We start from the raw sequence: 21,158 nt of genomic DNA on the forward strand, positions 1-21,158 counted from the left end.
GCTTAAATACTAATTTTTAGTTTTGGTAGCAATTATTAATTACTGTATTAGTCTTCATCAATGTCTAGTTTTTTCATACGATAGCGCAGTGAGCGAAAAGTGGTTCCTAGTAAATCAGCCGCTTGAGTTTTATTCCAGTCGGTCTGTTTTAAGGCGGTGATAATAAGCCGCTTTTCCTGCTCCTGTAAATAAGCTTCCAGACCTTTTGCGGGCAATGCAGCGCTATCAGCCTGCGTTAATGGAGATTGTACAAGATCATCTTCAGAGTGATGAGCTGTCTTTTTAACAACAGAATCATTTTGCTTGATGTCTTTACCAAAACCGATAGGATTAGACGCCTGAATGGCTGAGGGGTAGGGTTGGTTATTCGTGCGATAGGGGTGCAAATTAACAGTGGTATGTGTTTGGCTGGCTACTGTTCCAGCTTTTGATTGAATATTATTAACTTGTTCGGATTTAGCAGTATTTACAGGTGTGTCATCGGTGCTATTCTTATTAGTGACAGTCGCATTGGTATTTAAAATATTATTATCTAAAGCATGATTTAAATAATGCAAATCTGGCGTTTGCGAACTAATATTGATTTCGGGTAAACCCAAATGATTCACGTCAATTACTGTGGTTTCAGCTAAAGTTATCGCGCGCTCAAGTATATTGCGCAGCTCGCGCACGTTACCGGCAAAGTCATGCTGCTGCAAACGCTGATAGGCATCATCAGTTAATTGTGATGGCATATCCAGCTGCCATTCTTCAGCAATTAATCTTAAGAAGTGCTGGGCTAACGCTGGAATATCATCATAACGGGTGTTGAGAGCAGGTAATTTGAGCTCAATCACATTAATACGGTAGTATAAATCTTGACGAAAAGTACCGAGTTGTACCAGCTGGTTTAAGTCTTTATGGGTCGCTGATAATATCCGTATATCGACTGGCATCTCTTTGGTATCACCAATAGCCCGTACGTTCTTTTCTTGAATGGCGCGCAGCAGTTTTACCTGCATGGCTAGCGGTAAGTCTGCCACTTCATCTAAGAATAATGTCCCACCGCTGGCTTGTTGAAACAGCCCTTGCTTGTCGGCAACTGCACCAGTAAAACTGCCTTTTTTATGTCCAAAAAATTCAGATTCCATTAGCTCTGAGGGTATCGCCCCGCAGTTCACGGGCACAAAACTGCCATCACGGCGCGGGCTTAGGTCGTGAATGAGTCGAGCAACTACTTCTTTACCCGTACCAGAAGCCCCAGATAAAAACACTGGTGCTTGCGAGCGTGCTAATTTTAAAACTGTATTTTTAAGGCTATGCATTACGGCAGAGTCGCCGATTAGACGGCTATCCAACAACTGCTGCTCAGGCGTGCGACCGTTTGGCGCGGCATTCATATCCTGTCGAATAACTTTTAGCGCATTTTCAACCAACTGGCGCAGACGTGGCAATTCAAGCGGCTTATTTACAAAGTCAAAGGCGCCGAGCTTAAGCGCCTCAATCGCCAAATCCATACTACCATGCGCCGTAATAACAGCGACTGGGGAGCTGGAGCTACTACTAATTTGCTTGACCAACTCTAACCCTGAACCATCAGGCAGATTTAAATCTGTCAAGCAAAAGTCATATTGATTGGTTTCCCAGTAGGTTTGGGCTTGGGTTAACGTATAAGCGATGTCGCTTTTTATACCCATTTTAGTCAGGGTTATTTGCATCAATCGGCATAAATCTACTTCATCATCGACGACCAGCGCAGTTGCTGTCATACATAACCTCATATCTGTCTAATTGGTACAATTTGCAAAATTATGGCGGAGTTTATTATGTTTCGAAATCGAATTTTATAGTTTAAAACTAATTCTTATTTTTCATAAATAACTTCTATCATTCAATACTGAAATATAGAGCATATAAAATAGGTGTTATAAATGATTTAATAGCAAACTGCCTCACCAGTGTTTTATTGCTTAGGGTTCGGGTTTGTTGGACAAGACACCACGGGAATAATTAGGCGAAAGCAAGTTTTTTCATGGTCGGGTACGTATAGTAGGCGTGCATGATTGGCCTCACTAAAAGCTTGTGATAAATAAAGTCCCAATCCTGTACCAGCTTTATCAGTTGTAAAAAATGGATTGAATAATTGCTCTAAATTGGCAGTATCAATGCCGGCACCAGTGTCCAAAACATCAATTATAACATCGTTCTGAGCACAATGAATTTCGACCTCAACATAGGCGTGAGGATGGGCGTAACTGCTATAGTGCAGGCCATTGTTAATGAGATTAATTAACACTTGTTCTAACTGATGGGTGTCAAAGCGGATAATGGGCTGGGAATGGATTTGTAAAAATACGTCCTGACCACGAAAGTAATTGTCTAAAAACTGTGGCATCCAATCTGCAAGGGCTATCGGCCGCTGATTGGGCAATTGTTGCCGTGATAACTTTAAGACGTCTTCAATAATACGATTAACGCGCTTAGTCTGGGCAAATATCATTTTGTATAATTCGTGATTGCCCGCTATATCGTCATTATGCAGCGTCGGAGCCGATGCGCTATCGTTTCCTTCTACACTGTCAACAATATCCTCCATCAACAGCTGGCTGGCTTGCGATATAGCTGCCAAAGGATTACGAATCTCGTGTGCGATACTGGCGGTTAATTGTCCAAGAGAGGCTAGTTTTAGCTGTTGTGCGGAAGCTTGCTCGCGGCGCAAGTCTTCTAGTAATACCAGTTGACTGTAATCTTTTAAAGGAATAATTTGGACACGCAACTTATTCATGACTGACGCAGTGGGAGTAGGCGGCAACTCATAAATAAAGCTGCGCGATTGCCCAACACCGACCGCTGAGCAGCTATCAAGCAGTAAAGTATGCTGACTTTGTACTTGCTGTTGGAACGCTATCAATAGCCTTTCTGTCTGATTAGCAGCTGTTCTGCGTTGTCGTTTAAAAATGCTAATGTACCAGCTAGTACTATTAGGCGGTGTCTGAGCGTGTGGATGGGGTATTATTAACTTGTTGATGATGCCTAATAACTGATAGGTTGCCGCATTTGCTAAGACAATATGTCCTTGATCAATCACTATTACCCCATTTAGCATCTGACTGATGACTTCTTGGTTGATAGTATTAAGGCGCTCAACCTCTTGTGCGTGCTTGACGGCCATTTTTTCGACCTGTACCAAGCGCTGAGAGACTGACCAGCTCAAAAACCCTACTGCTAAAAAGCTAACAGACATCAATAAGGCATCGCCTAAATTGGTCAAACTCATACTGTTAGCGATAGCATAAAAGAACTGCTGATAGATAACAAAAATAATCGCTAATAAAGTAATTATGACGGCTTGGGAGCCATGCAACAGCATAAAGCTCGCGGCAACCACCACCATATAAAGCATAGTCAGCTGTAAATCTGGTGCCCCATTGGTGTAGAGCAACAAACTTAAAAAGATGACATCAAGTGTGAGTCCGAACGCTAGCTGACGACGTAGCTGCTTGGTCACCACATAAAAAAGTCCGAATAGTATGAGGCTTAGTAATAAATAAAAACCAAGTGCCGTTTGCTGTAATAAAGTAGGCAACAACACATTGACATCAGACTTTATCGTGAGGTAACTCATCAATATAAAAAAGATACTGATGACTAGCCGATAGCTGCTATAGGTCAGCCCAAGCCGGCGGAGCTGCGGAGAGGGCAGCGCATCGCCTTGATGCAAATAATCAATCACAGTGGCAATGGCGGAAGAGGCAGTTTTCATAATACAACCAAATGAGTACGACCAAATGTATGACCAGTTTAACCTAAGGTTGAATTAAACCATGACGAATGGCCATATGTGTCAACTTTACGTCACTATCGACGCCAACTTTTTCATAAATGCGATAACGATAGGTATTGATAGTTTTGACACTGACAAATAATTGGTCTGCAATTTCTTGCGGGCTTTGACAATTAACGACTAGCATTGCTACTTGCTTTTCACGATCACTGAGTAAGTCAAACGGTGAGCCGGCGTTATCTGACAATAGAACCCCTACCAATTGTTCAGCAACATCATTACTAAAATAACGACCACCTTGATAAAGCTTTTTAATGGCGCGAATCATCTCATCTAGCGGGGTGCCTTTAGTAATATAACCATTGGCCCCAGCTTTAAGGAGCATCGATGGATAGGGCTGGGTTGCCATACTACTGACGGCTAAGATTTTAATCCCCATATCCAATTGTACCAAACGCTTGGTGGCTTCAAGTCCGCCAATATTGGGCATATTAACATCTAGCAATACCACGTCAGGACGCAGCTGTTTGGCAAGTTTAATCGCCATATCACCGCTGTCCGCTTCACCTACCACTTCAATATCAGTGCTATCGGCTAACATACGACTGATGCCCATCCGCACCAAATCGTGATCATCCACTACTAATACTTGAATCATAGTTATACTCTTATCGATTGCTCAATTAAGGTGAAATTACATTGATTTTACCTTATGCTGCTGAATCATTTTACAGTATGTTTGAAGATATTTAGTTTACAATATTCAATAATAATAAGATGAATCTTTTGCCACTGGCTGCTTTTATACCAACTTCACTAGGCTATTATGAAAACCCCTATTTATTAGCTTAGTGTTAATAAACATTACCGGAACCCAAAGCAAGTGTAGCAAATATTGACCATATACAAAAAAATTCGCTGTGGCCAGTTCAGGAGATTAAATTTGAATGCAAACCATGATACACTAAAAGTACAAAAACTCTATACGAGTGGTTACAAACGCATCCTTATCTATACGCGTCTCTATAAACACATCCATAATCGCTACGTATGTTACTTGCATCTCGCTTTATTTTGTTGATGCTACAGCCATAGCCGGAGGAAGAATGAAACATCTACCATTAACCAAACAGCGATTAATTGCTGCCATGATTTCGTTAAGCTTAGGTACTGCTGCACAAGCTGCATTGACGATCAATGGTGCTGAATCCAGTGCTCGTGTGAGTTGGGGCGGGGCGAGTAGTCTATCTGAAGCTCGTAATATTATGTCGAAGTCCAATGGCTCTGGTATTAAAAAAGTCGATAATGGTTACGGTACGACTAAGCTTACCAATGCTAATAAGAGCGTTGGTACTGCAAACAATACTTTTAACACCACTTATCGCGGCAGTTTTGGTAGCAGCGATATGATACCGATCAGCACCAATTCGCGCAGTGTGGCGGTCATTGATGCGGAGACTGGTGAGTCCATCTATGAAAAAAATGCGAATACAGCAAGCCCAATGGCCAGCATCACTAAACTGATGACGGCTATGGTTGTTTTAGATGGCAACCTCGACATGCGTGAAGAAATCACGTTAGATCCGGAAGACTTTGTTGGCCCCAAACGCGCAAGCTCAAACCTTAGGTCAGGCGATCGCATGAATCGTGCTGAGCTATTGTTGATGGCCTTGATGAAGTCAGAAAATCCAGCAGCAAAAAGTTTAGCTCGAAATTATCCAGGTGGCTATAGTGCATTTATGAGTGCAATGAACCGCAAAGCTAGAGATTTAGGAATGACGACTGCTTTCTTCGGTGATCCAACGGGTCTTGATGCACGTAATGTAGCTTCCTCAAATGACTTAGTCAAAATGGTACGTGCAGCAGGTAATTATGATGTTATTCGCCGCTTTTCTACCACTAAAAGCTACGACTTCTTTGTTGCCAACTATTCAAGTGGTAACCGCACTTACAAAGCAAGCAATACCAGTAGCTTAGTGCGCTCAGGTAACTATCCGATTGGTATCTCAAAAACAGGCTTTATTAACGAAGCCGGTCGTTGTGTAGTCATGGAAACCAAGGTAAATAATAGGCCTGCTATTATTGTCATTTTAGGTGCTAATAGCTCAGATACTCGCTGGGGTGATGCGAAGAACATCTTAAACAGTCTCTCCTCGCGCCGGACAGTATAAGTTTAGCGAGTTGGATTTATTTATATAAATTAACAGAGTTGTTATTCGATATAACAGCTCTTTTTTTTAATTGTATTATGCTAAAGGATTAACATGATTCAACGTTTAGCGCCTAAGTTATTAACCCCTAAACTCTACTTACTTACCAATGATGATGAGTTCGAGCTACTATATTCTAAGTTAGAGGCAGCCTTAGCAACAGGGATGATAGGCTTGTTGCAAATCCGGCGCAAGCAAGTTCTATCACAAAAAAATGGCCAGCAGCAGCTTTTTAATGAAGCAAAGCAAATGGTCGCTTTAGCTCATAAATATGACACTCAAGTAGTGATTAATGATGACATTGACTTGGCCGTTAAGCTTGGGGTAGGTGTTCATCTGGGTCAGCAAGATGGCAATATCAGTACCGCTAAACAACAACTGGCAGCCAATCAAATTATTGGTCGCACTTGTCATGGCGATATTGAGCTGGTCACAGAAGCACTAAATGATGGGGCAGATTATGCAGCGATGGGTGCGGTCTTTGCATCCACTACTAAGCCCAATGCGAACACTATTAGCCATCAACAGCTGATTGCTGGTTGCCAATTGGGTATTGATAATGGAATTGATATTTGTGTTATTGGTGGATTGACTGCTGAAAATATTGGTCAATTGGCAGGGTTGACACTTGCTTATATTGCAATCGTTGGCGATATTATGGATTTTCCCGTGGATAAAATAGCTGTGCGTTGTCAGCAATGGCAGCAGGCGCTTACCGAATGGTGCGCCCCTTCTTAGTAGTTACAATAGATTTGAGTAGCCTGTAATTGAGCTGACATTACTCAGCATGTTCCATACATAAAGTCGCGTAAGGGACGGCTTGCATACGTTGTTCTTGTATTTCTTCGCCACATACTTCACATTCACCATAAGTACCGTTTTCGATGTGGCTTAGCGCATCTTGAACATAGATAAGGTTCTGTTGTGCTTCTGCTGATAGGAGTTGGCGTGTATCGTTTTGACGGATAGAGATGGCTTGGTCTTCCCAATCTTTATTAAGCTCGTCTTGCGGATGTTGGATATCATATTTTATCTTATCAATACGGGTCTCATATTCTTCTTTAAGTGCTAATAGCTTTTGTTTGGCAATACCTAAATCGATGCTCATTATTCTCTCCTAGTGGGTAAGTAGATGTACATAGTTATTATTGTTTACTTATCTATAATAAAGGCCGCACAGGCCTAGTACCACCACGAAATGTTACTGGATCTTTGGTTTTGTTATAGTAGCTATCAAGTAGTGACTATCAATACAGTTATTAATTAGTGGCTAAATTTTGTTTGATTAACAGTCTAGAAAAGTTTGCCTTATGCTACACTCACGCCCTAAAGCTATCAAACCTTTATAACCAAATCTTTATAAATCAATAAGAGTGTGCCGTTAGCAACCGCATCGTTAATAAATAACAGTGTCTATAAATAACAAATTAATATCTAAAATAGGAGCAGGTAATGAATTTTTTGCGTATGAGTGAGCTGGTTTTAGCAGAAAAAGTAGTATTAATTCGTGAAGACTTAAATGTCCCTGTCAAAGACGGCAAGATAACCAGTGATGCACGCTTACAAGCCAGTTTGCCAACCATAAAATTAGCGTTAGAAAAAGGCGCAGCAGTCATTGTTTGCTCACATTTAGGCCGTCCGATCGAAGGTAAGCCAGAATCACAGTATTCGCTAGCACCCGTTGCCGATTATCTAACAGATAAATTGAGCACGCAAATTAAGCAGCCAGTGACTCTTAATAGTGACTATCTGAGCGCAGGTGTAACCATTCAACCGGGCGAAGTCGTGCTGTTAGAGAACGTCCGCTTTAACCAAGGCGAGAAGAAAAATGATGCTGCCTTGGCTAAAGCTTATGCTGGCTTGTGTGATGTGTTCGTGATGGATGCTTTTGGCACAGCGCACCGAGCACAGGCTTCAACCGAAGGCGTTACTCAAGCGATGCGCCAAGCGGGTAAAACGGTCTGTGCAGGGCCACTACTATCAGCGGAACTCGATGCATTGACCCATGCGCTAGAGACACCAGCTCAGCCTATGTTGGCTATTGTTGGCGGCTCAAAAGTATCTACTAAGCTGGAAGTACTCCATAGTTTAGCAGAGTTATGCAGTCAAATAATCGTGGGTGGCGGAATTGCCAACACCTTCTTAGCGGCACAGGGTCATAACGTTGGCGCGTCTCTATACGAGGCAGACTTATTAGATACTGCTCGCGATATTATGCAGAAAACTGAAATATTATTGCCTGAGTATGTCGTCGTTGCTGATAAAAACGAGATTGATTTCGCTGATTTTACCGGCTCTTTGCAAAATGCTAAAGCTACCGTTAAAGCGGTGGATGCTATTGCTAGCGATGATATGATATTAGACATCGCCCCGCAAAGTGCTGAGAAGTTAGCAGAAGCTATTATCAATGCTAAAACCATCTTGTGGAATGGCCCAGTTGGGGTGTTTGAAGTCGATGCTTTTGGCGCAGGTACTGAAATTCTGGCCAACGCTGTAAAAGATAGCGCAGGCTTCTCTATTGCGGGTGGCGGTGATACGCTAGCGGCAATTGATAAATATCAAGTTGCAGATGGCGTTAGCTATATGTCAACAGGTGGCGGTGCATTCTTAGAGTTTGTAGAAGGTAAGATTTTACCAGCAGTAGCAGCGTTAGAGGTTTAGACTTGCATTGAATAAGACTACGAATACAACATTTGGCGAATAACTGAAGTGACGTATGATGATTTTACAAGCTTCGTAACTACTTATACTAACCCTTCACTAATAGCTGTAAGTTTGACTATCAGTTACTTAAAGCGGGTTAGTTTGCTATATTGTTAAGCCATTAATAGTAGATTGGCAGAGCTGGTAACTAACGATTACTGTTTGCTATTAAGCAGTTACTATTTGTTAATATTTTGAAAGTTGTTATTGCATGTCTCAAATGCTGTCTATAAAATGACGCTACCATGTATTTTGACATGCATTATTTACTAGAGGTTTATTATGTTAAAACGTCATTTGTTACTTGCTAGCGTTCTTGCTGGTACTTTTGCAGTCACTGCATGTAGCCAAGAAACCAAAGATCAAGCGGCAGTTACTGCTGATGAAGCTGGAGATACTGCTGAGTTAGCTGGTGATGATATTGCAGCCAATACTGAAGCTGCGTCAGCTGAAGCTGAAATCGCTGCTCAGAATGCTGGTACTGAGATTTCTGATGGTGCACAAAATGCTGGTGAAGCAATCGCTGATGGTACCAACACCGCCGTTGCAAATACAGCTGAAGCAGTCTCGGATGGGGCTGACTCTGTTTCTGATGGTGCCTCTAACGTAGCGGCTAATGCAGAAGAAAAAGTTCCTGCAGATCAACAGTATTAGTTTTTGATACTATTAAAAAGTTGAGTAAGTGCATCTAAAAAGCTTTGGTTATTACCAAGGCTTTTTTGTGTTTGCTCCATTTCAGCTTTTATAAACTTTTGATCAAATAATGAGAGGATGTGCCAGACAAATAAATACTAGCGTAACCCCTGCGAGAGGCTGACAAAATTTGCTATAATCGGCGCCTAACAAGAGTTGCTAAAATAGTACAGCACTACCTAGCAAGCTTATTGAATATTTAATCATTTTTGAAACTCAATTAGAGAGTGCTTTATGGCCTTAATATCTTTACGTCAACTTTTAGATCACGCCGCTGAACACAGTTATGGTGTCCCTGCATTTAATGTGAATAATCTAGAGCAGATGCGGGCGATTATGATGGCAGCGGACAGCTGCAATTCACCAGTAATTGTACAGGCCAGTGCCGGTGCGCGTGGCTATGCAGGCTCAGCATTTTTACGTCATCTTATTACAGCTGCAATTGAAGAGTGGCCACATATTCCGGTGGTGATGCATCAAGATCATGGTATGTCGCCAGCAGTTTGCCAGCGCTCAATCCAGCTTGGTTTTTCATCGGTTATGATGGATGGCTCGCTAGGTGAAGACGGTAAAACGCCGATGAATTATGATTATAATGCCAGTGCGACGCGAGAAGTGGTCAAGTTAGCCCATGCGTGCGGCGTTTCCGTTGAAGGTGAGATTGGCTGTTTAGGTAGCCTTGAGACGGGGTTGGCCGGAGAAGAAGATGGCTCTGGCGCAGAAGGTGTACTTGGTCATGAGCAACTGTTGACCAGTGCTGATGAAGCCGAGCAATTTGTCAAAGATACCAACGTCGATGCCCTAGCAATTGCTATTGGTACCAGCCATGGTGCCTACAAGTTTACCCGTCCACCTACTGGCGATATCTTGTCCATTGAGCGGGTAAAAGAAATTCATGCCCGTATTCCTAATACCCATCTTGTCATGCACGGTTCTTCCTCTGTGCCGCAAGAATGGCTACAAGTCATTAATGAATATGGTGGTGATATTGGCGAGACTTATGGCGTGCCTGTTGAACAAATCGTGGAAGCGATTAAACACGGTGTGCGCAAAGTCAACATCGACACCGATTTACGCCTAGCATCAACCGGTGCGATTCGTCAGTATTTAGCACACAATCCTAGCGACTTTGATCCGCGTAAATACTTCAAAGCCTCAATGGTTGCGATGTCAGATATTTGTATCAATCGCTTTGAAGCCTTTGGTTCAGCTGGACAAGCAGACAAGATTCGTCCGATTAGCCTTGAAGGTATGGTTGATTTTTACCAGTAACGTTATGAAGGCAAACTGTTCGGTGTAACAGCGGCTTATTTTATTTCTCTTTTTTTAAGTAGGTAGTGATTTATGATAGGACTGATTACTGGACAGGTGCAATATTTAATGGCGCCAACTGCTTGTGTCATGACCACCTCTGGCGTGGGTTATGATATTGAATTGCCACTGCCGTCGTTTTGCCAATTGCAACTGAATCAGCAAGCAAGTATTTGGACGCATTTTCATGTGCGAGAAGATGCCCAGCTGCTATTTGGTTTTATCGATCGTAAAGAACGTAATGTCTTTCGGCAATTGATTAAAATTAACGGAGTCGGGGCTAAAATGGCATTGGCAATGTTATCTGCGATGTCAGCGGCTGAGCTTAAAATGCACGTTGAACAAGATTCAGAAACGGCATTAATGCGTATTCCGGGTATTGGTAAAAAAACGGCTCAGCGTTTATTAATTGAGCTAAAAGATAAACTTAAAAATATTGAAGTTGATGACAGCAATTTAGAATTTAACATTCAATCAGCGCCAGTCTCTCACGAAGGTAGTATCATTGCTGAGGTAGAAGGGGCGCTGATTAGTTTAGGTTATAAAGAGAAAGAAGCCCAGCAGGCGATTAAAGCAGCTAAGAGTAACGGTGCTATTTTTGAAGATACGCAGGGATTATTAAAGGCGACTCTCCAGCAGCTCTCTGGTTTTTAGGTAAGTGTTGTCATTTTTATAAGCTTTATTCGGATACTGTTATTTATAGCTTCAATAGAAAGCTCGTAACCTAGCATTAATTCAAAAATTAATTAAAATGTTAAATAAAAATAAGCGACACTGGTTGTCGCTTATTTTTATTGTGCGTCTGTCTACACATAACTTTTGCATGACTTATCAACTTGATTTGGTTATGCTATTACTCTCTCTTTATTATCTCTGCCTTTGATATAACGATAAAACCTATGATGCAAGATCGCTTGATTAATCCCTTTGAAGGGGAAGATGACGCTCCGGATAGTAATATTCGTCCTGCATTACTGTCTGAGTATATTGGTCAGCCAGTGGTACGCGAGCAAATGGAAGTCTTTATTGAAGCGGCACGTGCGCGCGACGAAGCACTGGATCACACGCTTATCTTTGGTCCGCCAGGCTTAGGTAAAACGACGCTTGCGAACATTATCGCGCGTGAAATGGGCGGTAATCTGCGCTCAACTTCTGGACCTGTGCTTGAGAGAGCAGGTGACTTAGCCGCGATGTTGACCAACTTAGAAGCAGGTGATGTGCTTTTTATCGATGAGATTCATCGTCTAAGTCCGGTTATCGAAGAGATACTCTATCCAGCGATGGAAGACTTCCAGCTGGATATTATGATTGGTGAGGGGCCGGCTGCCCGCTCTATTAAGCTTGATTTGCCACCATTTACGTTAGTTGCAGCAACCACGCGAGCAGGACTATTAACCTCGCCATTGCGAGATCGTTTTGGTATTGTCCAGCGTCTTGAGTTTTATAATATTGCTGATTTGACGACGATTGTTAGCCGTGCGGCTCGCTTAATGCGCGTGCCTATGAGTGAGGATGGTGCGGTTGAAATTGCTCGCCGTGCTCGTGGTACGCCGAGGATTGCCAACCGTTTATTGCGCCGTGTGCGTGATTATGCTCAAGTGCGAGGGGATGGCAGCATAAATGGTAATATCGCTGGCAGTGCACTCGATATGCTGGCAGTCGATCGGCGCGGTTTGGATCATTTAGACAGACGTTATATCGAAATCTTGCACGAACGTTTTGATGGTGGCCCAGCTGGCGTTGAAGCGGTAGCTGCAGCAATGGCGGAAGATCGTGGAACGCTTGAAGATGTGATTGAGCCGTATTTGATTCAACAAGGTTATGTGTTGCGGACAGCGCGTGGGCGTGTACTCACGCAAATGGCTATTGATCAAATATAATAACTCAGTTTCACAACAAAAAACGCCTCTACTTTAAACCAATAAAGTAGAGGCGTTTTTTATTTCATTTTGCCTATTCTGCTGTAACTGCCAACGGTTGCGGCCATATCTTGCCCGGATTTAAAATATTTTTGGGGTCAAGTGCCGTTTTAATCGCTTGCATTATGGCTATAGCATTGCCATGTTCTTGATCCATATATTTCTGCTTACCTTGACCGATACCGTGCTCACCAGTACAAGTGCCATCCATGTCAATAGCGCGCATCGCTAAGCGACTGATGATACCATCAGCGGTAGCGACTTCTTCAGGATTATTAGTATCCACTAGTAATAAAACATGAAAGTTACCGTCACCAACATGACCGACGATAGGACCGATCATGCCTGATTCTTCAACATCGCGCGCTGTAGCGGTTACGCACTCGGCTAGACGTGAAATAGGCACGCAAGCATCGGTAGATAGAGCGCTGGCCTCAGGTCGTAGCGCTGAGCTGGCGTGATAAGCATTATGCCGTGCTTGCCACAAGCGCTTGCGCTCAGCTTCATTGGTATCCCAAACAAAATCGGTACCGCCAAACTCTTCAATGATATTGGCAAAGGTTTGCGCTTGTTCACGTACGCCAGCTTCGGTACCGTGGAACTCAACAAATAGGGTTGGGGTTTCGGTTAAAGTTAAATTGGCATATTGATTGCAGGCTTTGATTTGCATGGCATCGAGCAGTTCAATACGAGCAATTGGCAGACACATCTGAATGGTCAGCATTACTGCCTGACAAGCGTCTTCAATGGTCGTGAAATGAAAAAGCCCGCTACCGATACTTTCGCTAATACCAAATAATTTGAGCGTTACTTCGGTGACGATACCTAACGTGCCTTCTGAACCTATCATTAGACGCGTCAAGTCATAACCTGCCGCCGACTTTTTAGCGCGCGTCCCTGTACGAATAATATCGCCAGACGCTGTTACCACTTCAAGCGCAAGTACCACATCTTTCATGGTGCCGTAGCGTACCGCATTAGTACCAGAGGCGCGAGTCGCTACCATTCCGCCAATACTGGCATTCGCACCGGGGTCTATTGGGAAAAATAAGCCAGTATCGCGTAGATAATGATTGAGCTGCTCACGAGTAACCCCAGGCTATACCGTGACGGTCAAATCTTCATTATTGACCTGCAAGATAGTATCCATGGCATACATATCAATACACAATCCGCCATAAGGCGCGTTCAGTTGACCTTCTAATGAAGAACCAATACCAAAGGCAATCACTGGCATCTGATAGTTATTACAAATGGCAACGGCTGTGGCGACATCTTGTTTATCATGTACTGTCAATACGGCATCTGGGGGCTGATTGGCAAGCCATGTCATGGTATGGCCATGTTGCTCGCGAACAGTTTGATTGATACTTAGCTGCTTGCCAAACTGCTTTTGCAATGCCGTAATAGCAGCGCTATGATCGGCGGTAGTAACAGTAGGTTTGATTTCAGAAGTAGTCATAGATAACTCCGATGAAGAAAATGTAAATAGAGCTACGCCAAGATACGCCAAATAACCGCTAGGACAGCCAAAATATAAAAGACAGGAGATAACCAACCGATCACCTGTGTGGCAATAGTGATACATAACCCAAACCCTGCTAACGCTATCCAATCACGGCGGCGATCGTTGAGCATATCGGCGCGGATTTGTTGGATTTCACGCAGTTGACTGTCTTGTCGTGCCCCTTGTGAGGCGAGGCTTTGCATACCTTCATCCAATAATTTAGGGACATCGGTCGCAGATAATAATAGTTCCGGCAGTCTGTCGCGTAGCTGTCGCAAATTACGCATCGGATTAAGCTGCTCTTTGATCCAACTGCTCAAAATGGGTTTGGCAAGTGACCAAATATCCAAGTCTGGATATAAGTCGCGACCCAAGCCTTCAACGTGTACCAAGGTCTTAAGTAGTAGCATTAGCTGTGGCGGAATGCTCATATGATGACGACGGGCAATATCTAATATTTGCATGAGTACACCTGCAAAATCGATATCGTTAATAGATTTTTGCAGCATCGGGCCAACAGTACGGCTCATATCACGCATCAAGGCATGCTTATCAGCATTCGGCGGTATCCAGCCTGCGCGGCCAACGATATCCACCATCGTGGTAAAGTTATTATTCATAACAGCCAGTAACATTCGCGCCACTATCAGCTGATCGTTTTTAGATAAGGTACCCATGATAGCGCAATCAAGACCGATATAGCGTGGCTCATGGCCGAGGTCAATAGCCGACATATCAGAGGTTAGCGTCTTAACTGGTGGCGTCTCAACGAACACATTACCGGGATGCATATCGGCATGAAAAAAGTTATCACGAAAGACTTGGATAAAAAATATGGTTAAGCCTTTTTCTGCTAATGCTGCGCGATCGTAGCCGAGCTGATCAAAGAGTTGTACTTGCGAAATAGGTACGCCTTGAATACGCTCCATCACCATGACATTTTTGGACGCGTCATAAACTTCTGGTACATACATTAATGCTGACCCTAAAAAGTTATTGCGCATCTTAGTGGTGTTTTCTGCCTCAAGAGTTAAATCCAACTCATTGAGCATCACTTGCCGATAGTCTTCGACAATATCAATGATATGTACCGCACGCGCCGCTTCAATACGTGCCGATGCCCAATTTGCCAGCTCACGTAGCAGCTCAAAGTCCGCAATGATTGTAGTACGAATGTCAGGGCGGACGACTTTTACCACCACTTCACGACCATCCGTTAGCGCGGCAGTATGCACTTGGGCGATAGAGGCGGCCGCTAAAGGCTTAATATCAAAACGTGCAAACAGCGTGTTAATAGATTGGCCTAAGCCATGCTTAAGGTCTTGAATTTGGGCAATGGCGATATCTGGCGCGAAAGGTTTGACTTGGTCTTGTAGCTGAATTAACTGCGTAATAATATCAGGAGGGACTAAATCTTGGCGGGTAGAGAGTAATTGCCCAAGTTTTAAAAATAGCGTGCCCATATCTTCAAGCGCGTATTTGATGGCGTTCGGCTGATGTTTTTTACCCCACGCGGCTGGATGTAAACGAATTAAACGCGCCAGCGGCTGCAACTGCGGCGCGTCTTCAATAAAAAAATGAGTGTCAATTCGATAGCTTGCCGCAATGCGCCAAAGCTCAAGTAGGCGGGCACGATGAGATAGTAGCATGGGCGATAATTACTCTAAAAAAGATACTCTAAAAAAACTATAAATAGATAGTTACTCTACATAAATTGCTATGAACCAATCATTACGCTAAACGATCAGTTTAGATAACTATACGGATAAGATGAGGAGTATTTATTACTTATTGATTGTGGGTCAAGCGCGCTTGTTCAGCTTTAATAGCATTCAACCGCGCTTCTTCACGTTCAACATCAGCACGTAGCTTCAATAGGTGCTGCTTTAAATCATCAGATTGGGCTTTTTCCACAGGGTCAGGGGTGCTACTACCTGCGACATCATTGGCCCAATCGCTCACATCTTCGAAGGCACGCTTGGCGCTATGGCCAAAACTGCGCTTGAGCTGCGAGATAAGCAGGTGTAGTTGACTTGCCAAGGGCTTACCAATTACAGGCTCAAGCTGTCCTGCGATATCAGGGTCAAAGCCTGCTACCAATTGCTTAACTTGCATAAGTACTTTGTAATCACCAGCAATCGGCAAATTACCTTCAGCACCGCGCATCAAGTTAAGCAATTGCGCAGGATTTTCAACGTTAAGGATACAATCAGGAAGACTACGACCAAGACGCGCCATGTCTATATCTGCTTGCAGACGCCCATCAGTTATAGGCTTACCAGCGCTATTATGCTGCGATTCCAACACATCACCAGTAGTAACAGGCTCAAAACGTAGGCGTTCATGATTAAATAAAACATCTACCTGTATCTCAGGCATCGCCATATTAAGGCGCAATACTTTACCAGCAAGCGAAGCAAGCCCTGCCTGAGTAATCTCATCACTACCAATAGCGATATTAATCAGCTTTTCGGCACCTGCTAAAAGTAATATAGTCAGCATAATACGCCCTCGTGTTGAATCTCTGATGTTGGATAAAGAACGATGACTTTTAAGCTTTAAAGCCGCGATGCACTGCCACAATCCCGAACGTTAAATTATTATAATCGCAATTTTCAAAACCTGCTTGCTCCATCATCTGCTTTAATGACTGCTGATCGGGATGCATACGAATCGACTCTGCTAGATACTTATAGCTTTCAGAATCGTTGGCAACAACCTTACCCATCAATGGCAAAGCTGTGAAAGAATATAAATCGTAGGCTTTTGATAAGGGTTCAAAGATAGGTTTTGAGAATTCCAAAATCAATAAGCGACCACCCGGTTTAAGTACACGGTACATCGCACGTAGCGCTGCATCTTTATCGGTCACATTACGTAGACCAAAGCTGATGGTCAGCAAGTCAAAACTATTGTCCTCAAATGGGGCAAGCGTTTCAGCATTAGCCAATACAAAGTCCACGTTATTACAGCCGGCATTAATCAAACGCTCACGACCGACCTCTAACATCGCAGCATTGATGTCTGATAACACCACATGACCATTCTTGCCCACTTCACGGCTAAAGACTTTTGCCAAATCGCCAGTACCGCCTGCAATATCAAGCACATGCTGACCTGCGCGCACACCGGATAAACTGATGGCATAGCGCTTCCACAAGCGGTGAATACCAAACGACATTAAGTCATTCATAATATCGTATTTTTTGGCAACTGAAGTAAAGACATCGGACACCCGCGCTTGTTTTTCAGCTTTATTTACCGTTGTGTAGCCAAAATGCGTCTCTTCTTCGCCATCAGTATCAGAAGTATGCGGATTATTAATATCATCACGATGATTAAAAGCCGTTTGTTTTGCTGCTGGCTTGTTATCAGTATCTTTATCAGTGCTTTTTTTGGTACTACTACTCGGCATAGTCGTTTGTTGACCTTGTGGCGTGCCCGTAGGTAAGTCTTCAACCTTAGTAAAAGCATCCTCACTGCTGGTTTCTACCGCAGCACTGTTCTTGATGACTTCATTAAGCACTGGGCTTTGGCGCGCTTGCGCTTTGGCACTGATGTCTTGACTATGAGCAATACTGTCTCTGACCAGTTTATCTTGAATATTGCCATTGGCAGTTTGCTTATTATCGATGGCAGTTTTCTTATCGTCAGGCTGAGCGTTATCGCTATTTAAATTAACATTTGAGGTATCAGGCATAAGGGTATCCAGTTACTTGTTTTTATGTTTATTGATTGAAAAGCATTGGGCTTGGGTTATCGCTATGATACACCAAACGTCGCTGTCTTGCCGTTACTGCCAGCAGCATGCACTTGATCAATAATCTTCATCTCACGCTTGCAGAACGGTTCAATAAAACCAGTGACACTATCCAGCGGTTTCATTGCCTTAAAACCGGCATCAATAAAGTCATACATAGGCTGATAATTATGACTATAGGCAGTGCTTTTAGCCATTGCAAATACCTTTTTTAACACAAAGGAGTTGAGATATTTGTCTGTGCGATAGCAGACATCTTTAAGGTTGTTAATTTGAACACGGCGCTCATCTGATTCATCAACGGCTTGGTAGGCGGCAAGCATATTCTTTTCGTCAACAGGCAAGTCTTTTGATACCAACCATTGCGCCAAATGCATATCCAGTTCAATCGCTAAAATGGCAGCTTGAATGGCCATACTGCCGGTTTCAAGAACCGTCTCTTTTGCCAAGCGTTCAAGTTTTTTGGCTTTAGGTAAAATACGTTCTAATTGTTCCGCTAATAGCTTAAATTCTCCACCACCATATAATTGAGTAAGAAAATAGTCCGCCATAGGTTTATTCTTTGGCTGCTCAAATAAGTCGCTATGTGTACGCTGAAGACGCGCCCGTTGCCATGCTTGAACTTCAACAAGCTTAGACTGGAGCTCAGTATCTTCATGATAAGGCAGCGCCCAATAACGGGTTAAATGGTGTTGTAGCTCAGATAAAGCAGACATGGCAGACAATCCTCTATAAAGAAATATGGGGTATTAAGCAAAGTGGTTTTAATATTAACTGGTTTTAGGACGGTTTTTATAAAACCAACCGTTATAAGGTGGATGATAGGCGTTAATGACTTGGCATGCCACCATTATAGTATGTCACCTTAAAATAAAATAAGGCAGAATACAAATGCCAAACTGTTACATAGCAACGTTATTTATGGTTTCGGTGAGTGCTATTATTTATAGATACGTCTTATTAAGCTAATATCATCATTAATCTTATGACAGTGAGAATAAAAAATGTCAAAAAATAAGCCAGATAACAAGAAGGCTGATAGTTTAGCGAAAGAGAAAGAGCCATTACAAACCGTAAGCGCACAATTTAGCGAAGAGGTGATCAATCAGCGTTTAACACCCAATCCACTGAGTCAGTTTTCAATGGATAAAGATGCCCTTAGATTGGCGTTAGTCACTGCCCAATTTGCTCTGCGAGCCACACGAAAGCAAGCACCGCCAACGATTGATAAACCCACCGGACTGTTAGTACTGGTCAACGGTATGGAGCAAGCAGGTAAAGGGACGGCCGTTACGCAGCTGCGCCAATGGGTGGATCCGCGTCTATTAAAGGTGGAGGCGACCATCGGTTATCCCTCATTGATGCATCAGCCGATTTGGCAGGCACATATCAAAGCCATGCCTCGTCATGGAGATGTGATGGTCTATTTTGGCAACTGGTATGCTGACTTGTTATATAACGTCATGCGCATGGCGACCACTAAGGTTCCAATTGACAATAAGTCCGAAAAAAACACTAAGGTTAAAAGTAAGTCGTCTAAAAATAACGCTTATCAAAACAATAATTTTAAAAATAAGCAGCCAGACTCAAATCTACCTATCGCGAAGTGGCAAAATTACTTACATGAGCAGCTTATTGAACTACAAACCTTTGAGCATGACCTTGCGGTTAACCACACGAAGATATTAAAATGCTGGTTTCATATCGATGCTGAAACCTTACAAGCGCGGTTAAATGATGACGAAGCCGATCCCCAATTTTTATACCAAATCGACTGGAGCGATGCTGAAGTTTTAGCGCAGTTTAATCAGGTTGCCGCTACGCTATTAAGTCAACAAGGGGATTGGGTTATTATTGATGGCTGCAATAAATCACAAGCAGCAACCGATTTCTGTCATGAAGTGCTACAGGCAATGCAAGCAGCACTAGCCAGTAGCAGCGTGCCTGCTAAAGATATACTTGACGGTGATGCTAATGATGATATTAGCAATATTGATAAAAAGTGCGACAAGAAGTCTTCTACAGCGACTGATAATATAGACGTGGTTAACAACAGTTTTATCAATACAAGCTTGTATCATGATTCAGCTCCATTTGTACCAGTAGAGATACCCAAACTACTGATAGATATTGATAACCCGGACATGGTTAAATCTGTTTATCATGAACAGCTGGCGGCGAAACAAGCCCAGCTTGCTGAGTTGTTGCGTGCGCGTGGTAGTCGTCATGTGGTGTTTGCTTTTGAGGGAATGGATGCAGCGGGCAAGGGCGGGGCAATCAAAAGAGTAGTTGCACCGCTCGATCCGCGTGAATATCAGATTTATAATATTGGTGCACCGATGCTTTATGAGTTGCAGCATCCGTATTTATGGCGGTTTTGGACGCGGCTGCCTAATGAGCAAATAGATCGCATTAGCCGTATCGCCATTTTTGACCGCACATGGTATGGGCGAGTATTAGTTGAGCGTATCGAGAATCTTACGACGGGTGATGAATGGCAGCGGGCTTATGCGGAGATTAATCGCTTTGAGGAAGATTTAGTATCAACAGGCACAATTGTGCTGAAATACTGGCTGGCTATTGATAAAAAAGAACAGCTAGAACGCTTTGATGACCGTCAGGATACCCCGCATAAGCAGTTTAAGCTTACGGATGATGACTGGCGCAACCGCGATAAGTGGGGAGATTATGTGCAAGCGGCAGCAGATATGCTGGCACGTACCGATACTACTGCTGCGCCGTGGTGTGTGGTAGCGACCAATAACAAGCACTACGCCCGTTTGCAAGTCCTCGATCATGCGATTATACAACTCGAAAATCGTTTATAATATTAATTAATAGCAGTATCCTAAAAAAATTATCATCTTCATCATGCATTATATGCATATATTGAATATAATAGGCGCGATGATAGACGCAGACCGATAGTGCCGCTATCTGCGCGTCAATTTACAACCCTATTTTTCTTGTCATCAGTGCTCGAACATACAGTGGAAAGCTCAAGTTACAAGGTGATGCACGTAAAGCGATTTCATATGGACTCGTTTTATGTGCTGCTTGTTATCTTGCCTATTGATATGTCGCCCGCCGCATTGGTTTTATTTCACGTTTATCATAATGACTATAAATAGTCTCAATGTGATGGCAGATGATTATTCAAAATAGTCCGTGCCTAAAGTTTTATATTAAGAGGAGATGGCATTGTCGAATTTATGTTATCCATAGTTTATGTCAGACCTCACGTTCATAATATAAGTCTACGTCATCTATAGTATTGCGCTGCCATATTATT

Annotated in this window: 16 protein-coding genes and 1 pseudogene; 8 read left to right on the top strand and 9 right to left on the bottom strand. The window is 43.0% G+C overall.

Annotation, left to right across the window (positions count from 1 at the left end):
• Positions 1-47 precede the first annotated feature (47 nt).
• The 3 genes from ES754_RS00600 to ES754_RS00610 all read right to left on the bottom strand — a co-directional run bounded on the left by ES754_RS00600 (position 48) and on the right by ES754_RS00610 (position 4,421).
• Positions 48-1,748 carry a sigma-54-dependent transcriptional regulator gene (locus tag ES754_RS00600; RefSeq protein WP_147221103.1) on the bottom strand — a complete coding sequence of 567 codons (1,701 nt, stop codon included), beginning with the start codon at positions 1,746-1,748 and terminating at the stop codon, positions 48-50.
• 194 nt (positions 1,749-1,942) lie between these two features.
• Positions 1,943-3,742, bottom strand: coding sequence for a sensor histidine kinase (locus ES754_RS00605; protein WP_147221105.1), 1,800 nt, complete (start codon positions 3,740-3,742; stop codon positions 1,943-1,945).
• A gap of 43 nt (positions 3,743-3,785) precedes the next feature.
• Positions 3,786-4,421 (bottom strand): response regulator, encoded by a 636-nt coding sequence (locus tag ES754_RS00610; RefSeq protein ID WP_147221107.1) that lies wholly within the window; start codon positions 4,419-4,421, stop codon positions 3,786-3,788.
• 448 nt (positions 4,422-4,869) lie between these two features.
• Here ES754_RS00610 and ES754_RS00615 point away from each other — a divergent pair, with 448 nt between their 5' ends.
• A complete protein-coding gene (locus ES754_RS00615) occupies positions 4,870-5,934 on the top strand; it encodes a serine hydrolase (RefSeq protein ID WP_147221109.1) in 1,065 nt (354 codons plus the stop codon).
• A gap of 93 nt (positions 5,935-6,027) precedes the next feature.
• Entirely contained in the window at positions 6,028-6,711 is a 684-nt protein-coding gene (locus ES754_RS00620; RefSeq protein ID WP_147221111.1) for a thiamine phosphate synthase, read from the top strand.
• Positions 6,712-6,751: 40 nt separating this feature from the next.
• On the opposite strand, the gene ES754_RS00625 is transcribed toward ES754_RS00620, so the two are convergent.
• Complete coding sequence (locus ES754_RS00625; protein WP_147221113.1) at positions 6,752-7,081, bottom strand: TraR/DksA family transcriptional regulator; 330 nt, start codon at positions 7,079-7,081, stop codon at positions 6,752-6,754.
• Between the two features lie 344 nt (positions 7,082-7,425).
• On the opposite strand from ES754_RS00625, the gene ES754_RS00630 reads away from it, so the two are divergent.
• The 5 genes from ES754_RS00630 to ruvB all read left to right on the top strand — a co-directional run bounded on the left by ES754_RS00630 (position 7,426) and on the right by ruvB (position 12,560).
• Positions 7,426-8,634 carry a phosphoglycerate kinase gene (locus tag ES754_RS00630; protein ID WP_147221115.1) on the top strand — a complete coding sequence of 403 codons (1,209 nt, stop codon included), beginning with the start codon at positions 7,426-7,428 and terminating at the stop codon, positions 8,632-8,634.
• Positions 8,635-8,958: 324 nt separating this feature from the next.
• Complete coding sequence (locus ES754_RS00635) at positions 8,959-9,330, top strand: hypothetical protein (RefSeq protein WP_147221117.1); 372 nt, start codon at positions 8,959-8,961, stop codon at positions 9,328-9,330.
• Positions 9,331-9,603: 273 nt separating this feature from the next.
• Positions 9,604-10,641 carry a class II fructose-bisphosphate aldolase gene (gene fba, locus ES754_RS00640; protein ID WP_147221119.1) on the top strand — a complete coding sequence of 346 codons (1,038 nt, stop codon included), beginning with the start codon at positions 9,604-9,606 and terminating at the stop codon, positions 10,639-10,641.
• Positions 10,642-10,713: 72 nt separating this feature from the next.
• Positions 10,714-11,334, top strand: coding sequence for a Holliday junction branch migration protein RuvA (gene ruvA / locus ES754_RS00645; RefSeq protein WP_147221121.1), 621 nt, complete (start codon positions 10,714-10,716; stop codon positions 11,332-11,334).
• A gap of 248 nt (positions 11,335-11,582) precedes the next feature.
• The gene (gene ruvB / locus ES754_RS00650; protein ID WP_147223153.1) at positions 11,583-12,560 is read left to right on the top strand and encodes a Holliday junction branch migration DNA helicase RuvB; all 978 of its coding nucleotides are present in this window, start codon (positions 11,583-11,585) and stop codon (positions 12,558-12,560) included.
• Positions 12,561-12,633: 73 nt separating this feature from the next.
• On the opposite strand, the pseudogene ES754_RS12380 reads toward ruvB, so the two are convergent.
• From ES754_RS12380 to ES754_RS00675, 5 genes and pseudogenes are all read right to left on the bottom strand, one after another.
• Positions 12,634-14,061, bottom strand: a pseudogene (locus ES754_RS12380) (FAD-binding oxidoreductase).
• A gap of 32 nt (positions 14,062-14,093) precedes the next feature.
• Positions 14,094-15,755, bottom strand: coding sequence for an ABC1 kinase family protein (locus ES754_RS00660; RefSeq protein ID WP_147221123.1), 1,662 nt, complete (start codon positions 15,753-15,755; stop codon positions 14,094-14,096).
• 139 nt (positions 15,756-15,894) lie between these two features.
• Positions 15,895-16,608, bottom strand: a complete 714-nt coding sequence (locus ES754_RS00665) for a ubiquinone biosynthesis accessory factor UbiJ (protein WP_147221125.1) — start codon at positions 16,606-16,608, stop codon at positions 15,895-15,897.
• Between the two features lie 49 nt (positions 16,609-16,657).
• Positions 16,658-17,521 carry a bifunctional demethylmenaquinone methyltransferase/2-methoxy-6-polyprenyl-1,4-benzoquinol methylase UbiE gene (gene ubiE, locus ES754_RS00670; protein ID WP_147223155.1) on the bottom strand — a complete coding sequence of 288 codons (864 nt, stop codon included), beginning with the start codon at positions 17,519-17,521 and terminating at the stop codon, positions 16,658-16,660.
• 347 nt (positions 17,522-17,868) lie between these two features.
• On the bottom strand, positions 17,869-18,582 hold the full coding sequence (locus ES754_RS00675) for an FFLEELY motif protein (RefSeq protein WP_147221127.1): 714 nt from the start codon (positions 18,580-18,582) through the stop codon (positions 17,869-17,871).
• A gap of 288 nt (positions 18,583-18,870) precedes the next feature.
• Here ES754_RS00675 and ES754_RS00680 point away from each other — a divergent pair, with 288 nt between their 5' ends.
• Positions 18,871-20,694 carry an ATPase gene (locus ES754_RS00680; protein ID WP_147221129.1) on the top strand — a complete coding sequence of 608 codons (1,824 nt, stop codon included), beginning with the start codon at positions 18,871-18,873 and terminating at the stop codon, positions 20,692-20,694.
• Positions 20,695-21,158: the final 464 nt, after the last annotated feature.

It is taken from the genome of Psychrobacter frigidicola, from assembly GCF_007997305.1.
Classification (GTDB): Bacteria; Pseudomonadota; Gammaproteobacteria; order Pseudomonadales; family Moraxellaceae; genus Psychrobacter; species Psychrobacter frigidicola.

What these genes read in the sequence shown, in the direction of transcription:
- ES754_RS00610 (WP_147221107.1), bottom strand. Translation starts at nt 4,421, where the DNA reads ATGATTCAAGTATTAGTAGTGGATGATCACGATTTGGTGCGGATGGGC.
- ES754_RS00620 (WP_147221111.1), top strand. Translation starts at nt 6,028, where the DNA reads ATGATTCAACGTTTAGCGCCTAAGTTATTAACCCCTAAACTCTACTTA.
- ES754_RS00630 (WP_147221115.1), top strand. Translation starts at nt 7,426, where the DNA reads ATGAATTTTTTGCGTATGAGTGAGCTGGTTTTAGCAGAAAAAGTAGTA.
- fba (WP_147221119.1), top strand. Translation starts at nt 9,604, where the DNA reads ATGGCCTTAATATCTTTACGTCAACTTTTAGATCACGCCGCTGAACAC.
- ES754_RS00635 (WP_147221117.1), top strand. Translation starts at nt 8,959, where the DNA reads ATGTTAAAACGTCATTTGTTACTTGCTAGCGTTCTTGCTGGTACTTTT.
- ruvB (WP_147223153.1), top strand. Translation starts at nt 11,583, where the DNA reads ATGCAAGATCGCTTGATTAATCCCTTTGAAGGGGAAGATGACGCTCCG.
- ES754_RS00665 (WP_147221125.1), bottom strand. Translation starts at nt 16,608, where the DNA reads ATGCTGACTATATTACTTTTAGCAGGTGCCGAAAAGCTGATTAATATC.
- ES754_RS00605 (WP_147221105.1), bottom strand. Translation starts at nt 3,742, where the DNA reads ATGAAAACTGCCTCTTCCGCCATTGCCACTGTGATTGATTATTTGCAT.
- ruvA (WP_147221121.1), top strand. Translation starts at nt 10,714, where the DNA reads ATGATAGGACTGATTACTGGACAGGTGCAATATTTAATGGCGCCAACT.
- ES754_RS00625 (WP_147221113.1), bottom strand. Translation starts at nt 7,081, where the DNA reads ATGAGCATCGATTTAGGTATTGCCAAACAAAAGCTATTAGCACTTAAA.
- ES754_RS00680 (WP_147221129.1), top strand. Translation starts at nt 18,871, where the DNA reads ATGTCAAAAAATAAGCCAGATAACAAGAAGGCTGATAGTTTAGCGAAA.
- ES754_RS00660 (WP_147221123.1), bottom strand. Translation starts at nt 15,755, where the DNA reads ATGCTACTATCTCATCGTGCCCGCCTACTTGAGCTTTGGCGCATTGCG.
- ubiE (WP_147223155.1), bottom strand. Translation starts at nt 17,521, where the DNA reads ATGCCGAGTAGTAGTACCAAAAAAAGCACTGATAAAGATACTGATAAC.
- ES754_RS00675 (WP_147221127.1), bottom strand. Translation starts at nt 18,582, where the DNA reads ATGTCTGCTTTATCTGAGCTACAACACCATTTAACCCGTTATTGGGCG.
- ES754_RS00600 (WP_147221103.1), bottom strand. Translation starts at nt 1,748, where the DNA reads ATGACAGCAACTGCGCTGGTCGTCGATGATGAAGTAGATTTATGCCGA.
- ES754_RS00615 (WP_147221109.1), top strand. Translation starts at nt 4,870, where the DNA reads ATGAAACATCTACCATTAACCAAACAGCGATTAATTGCTGCCATGATT.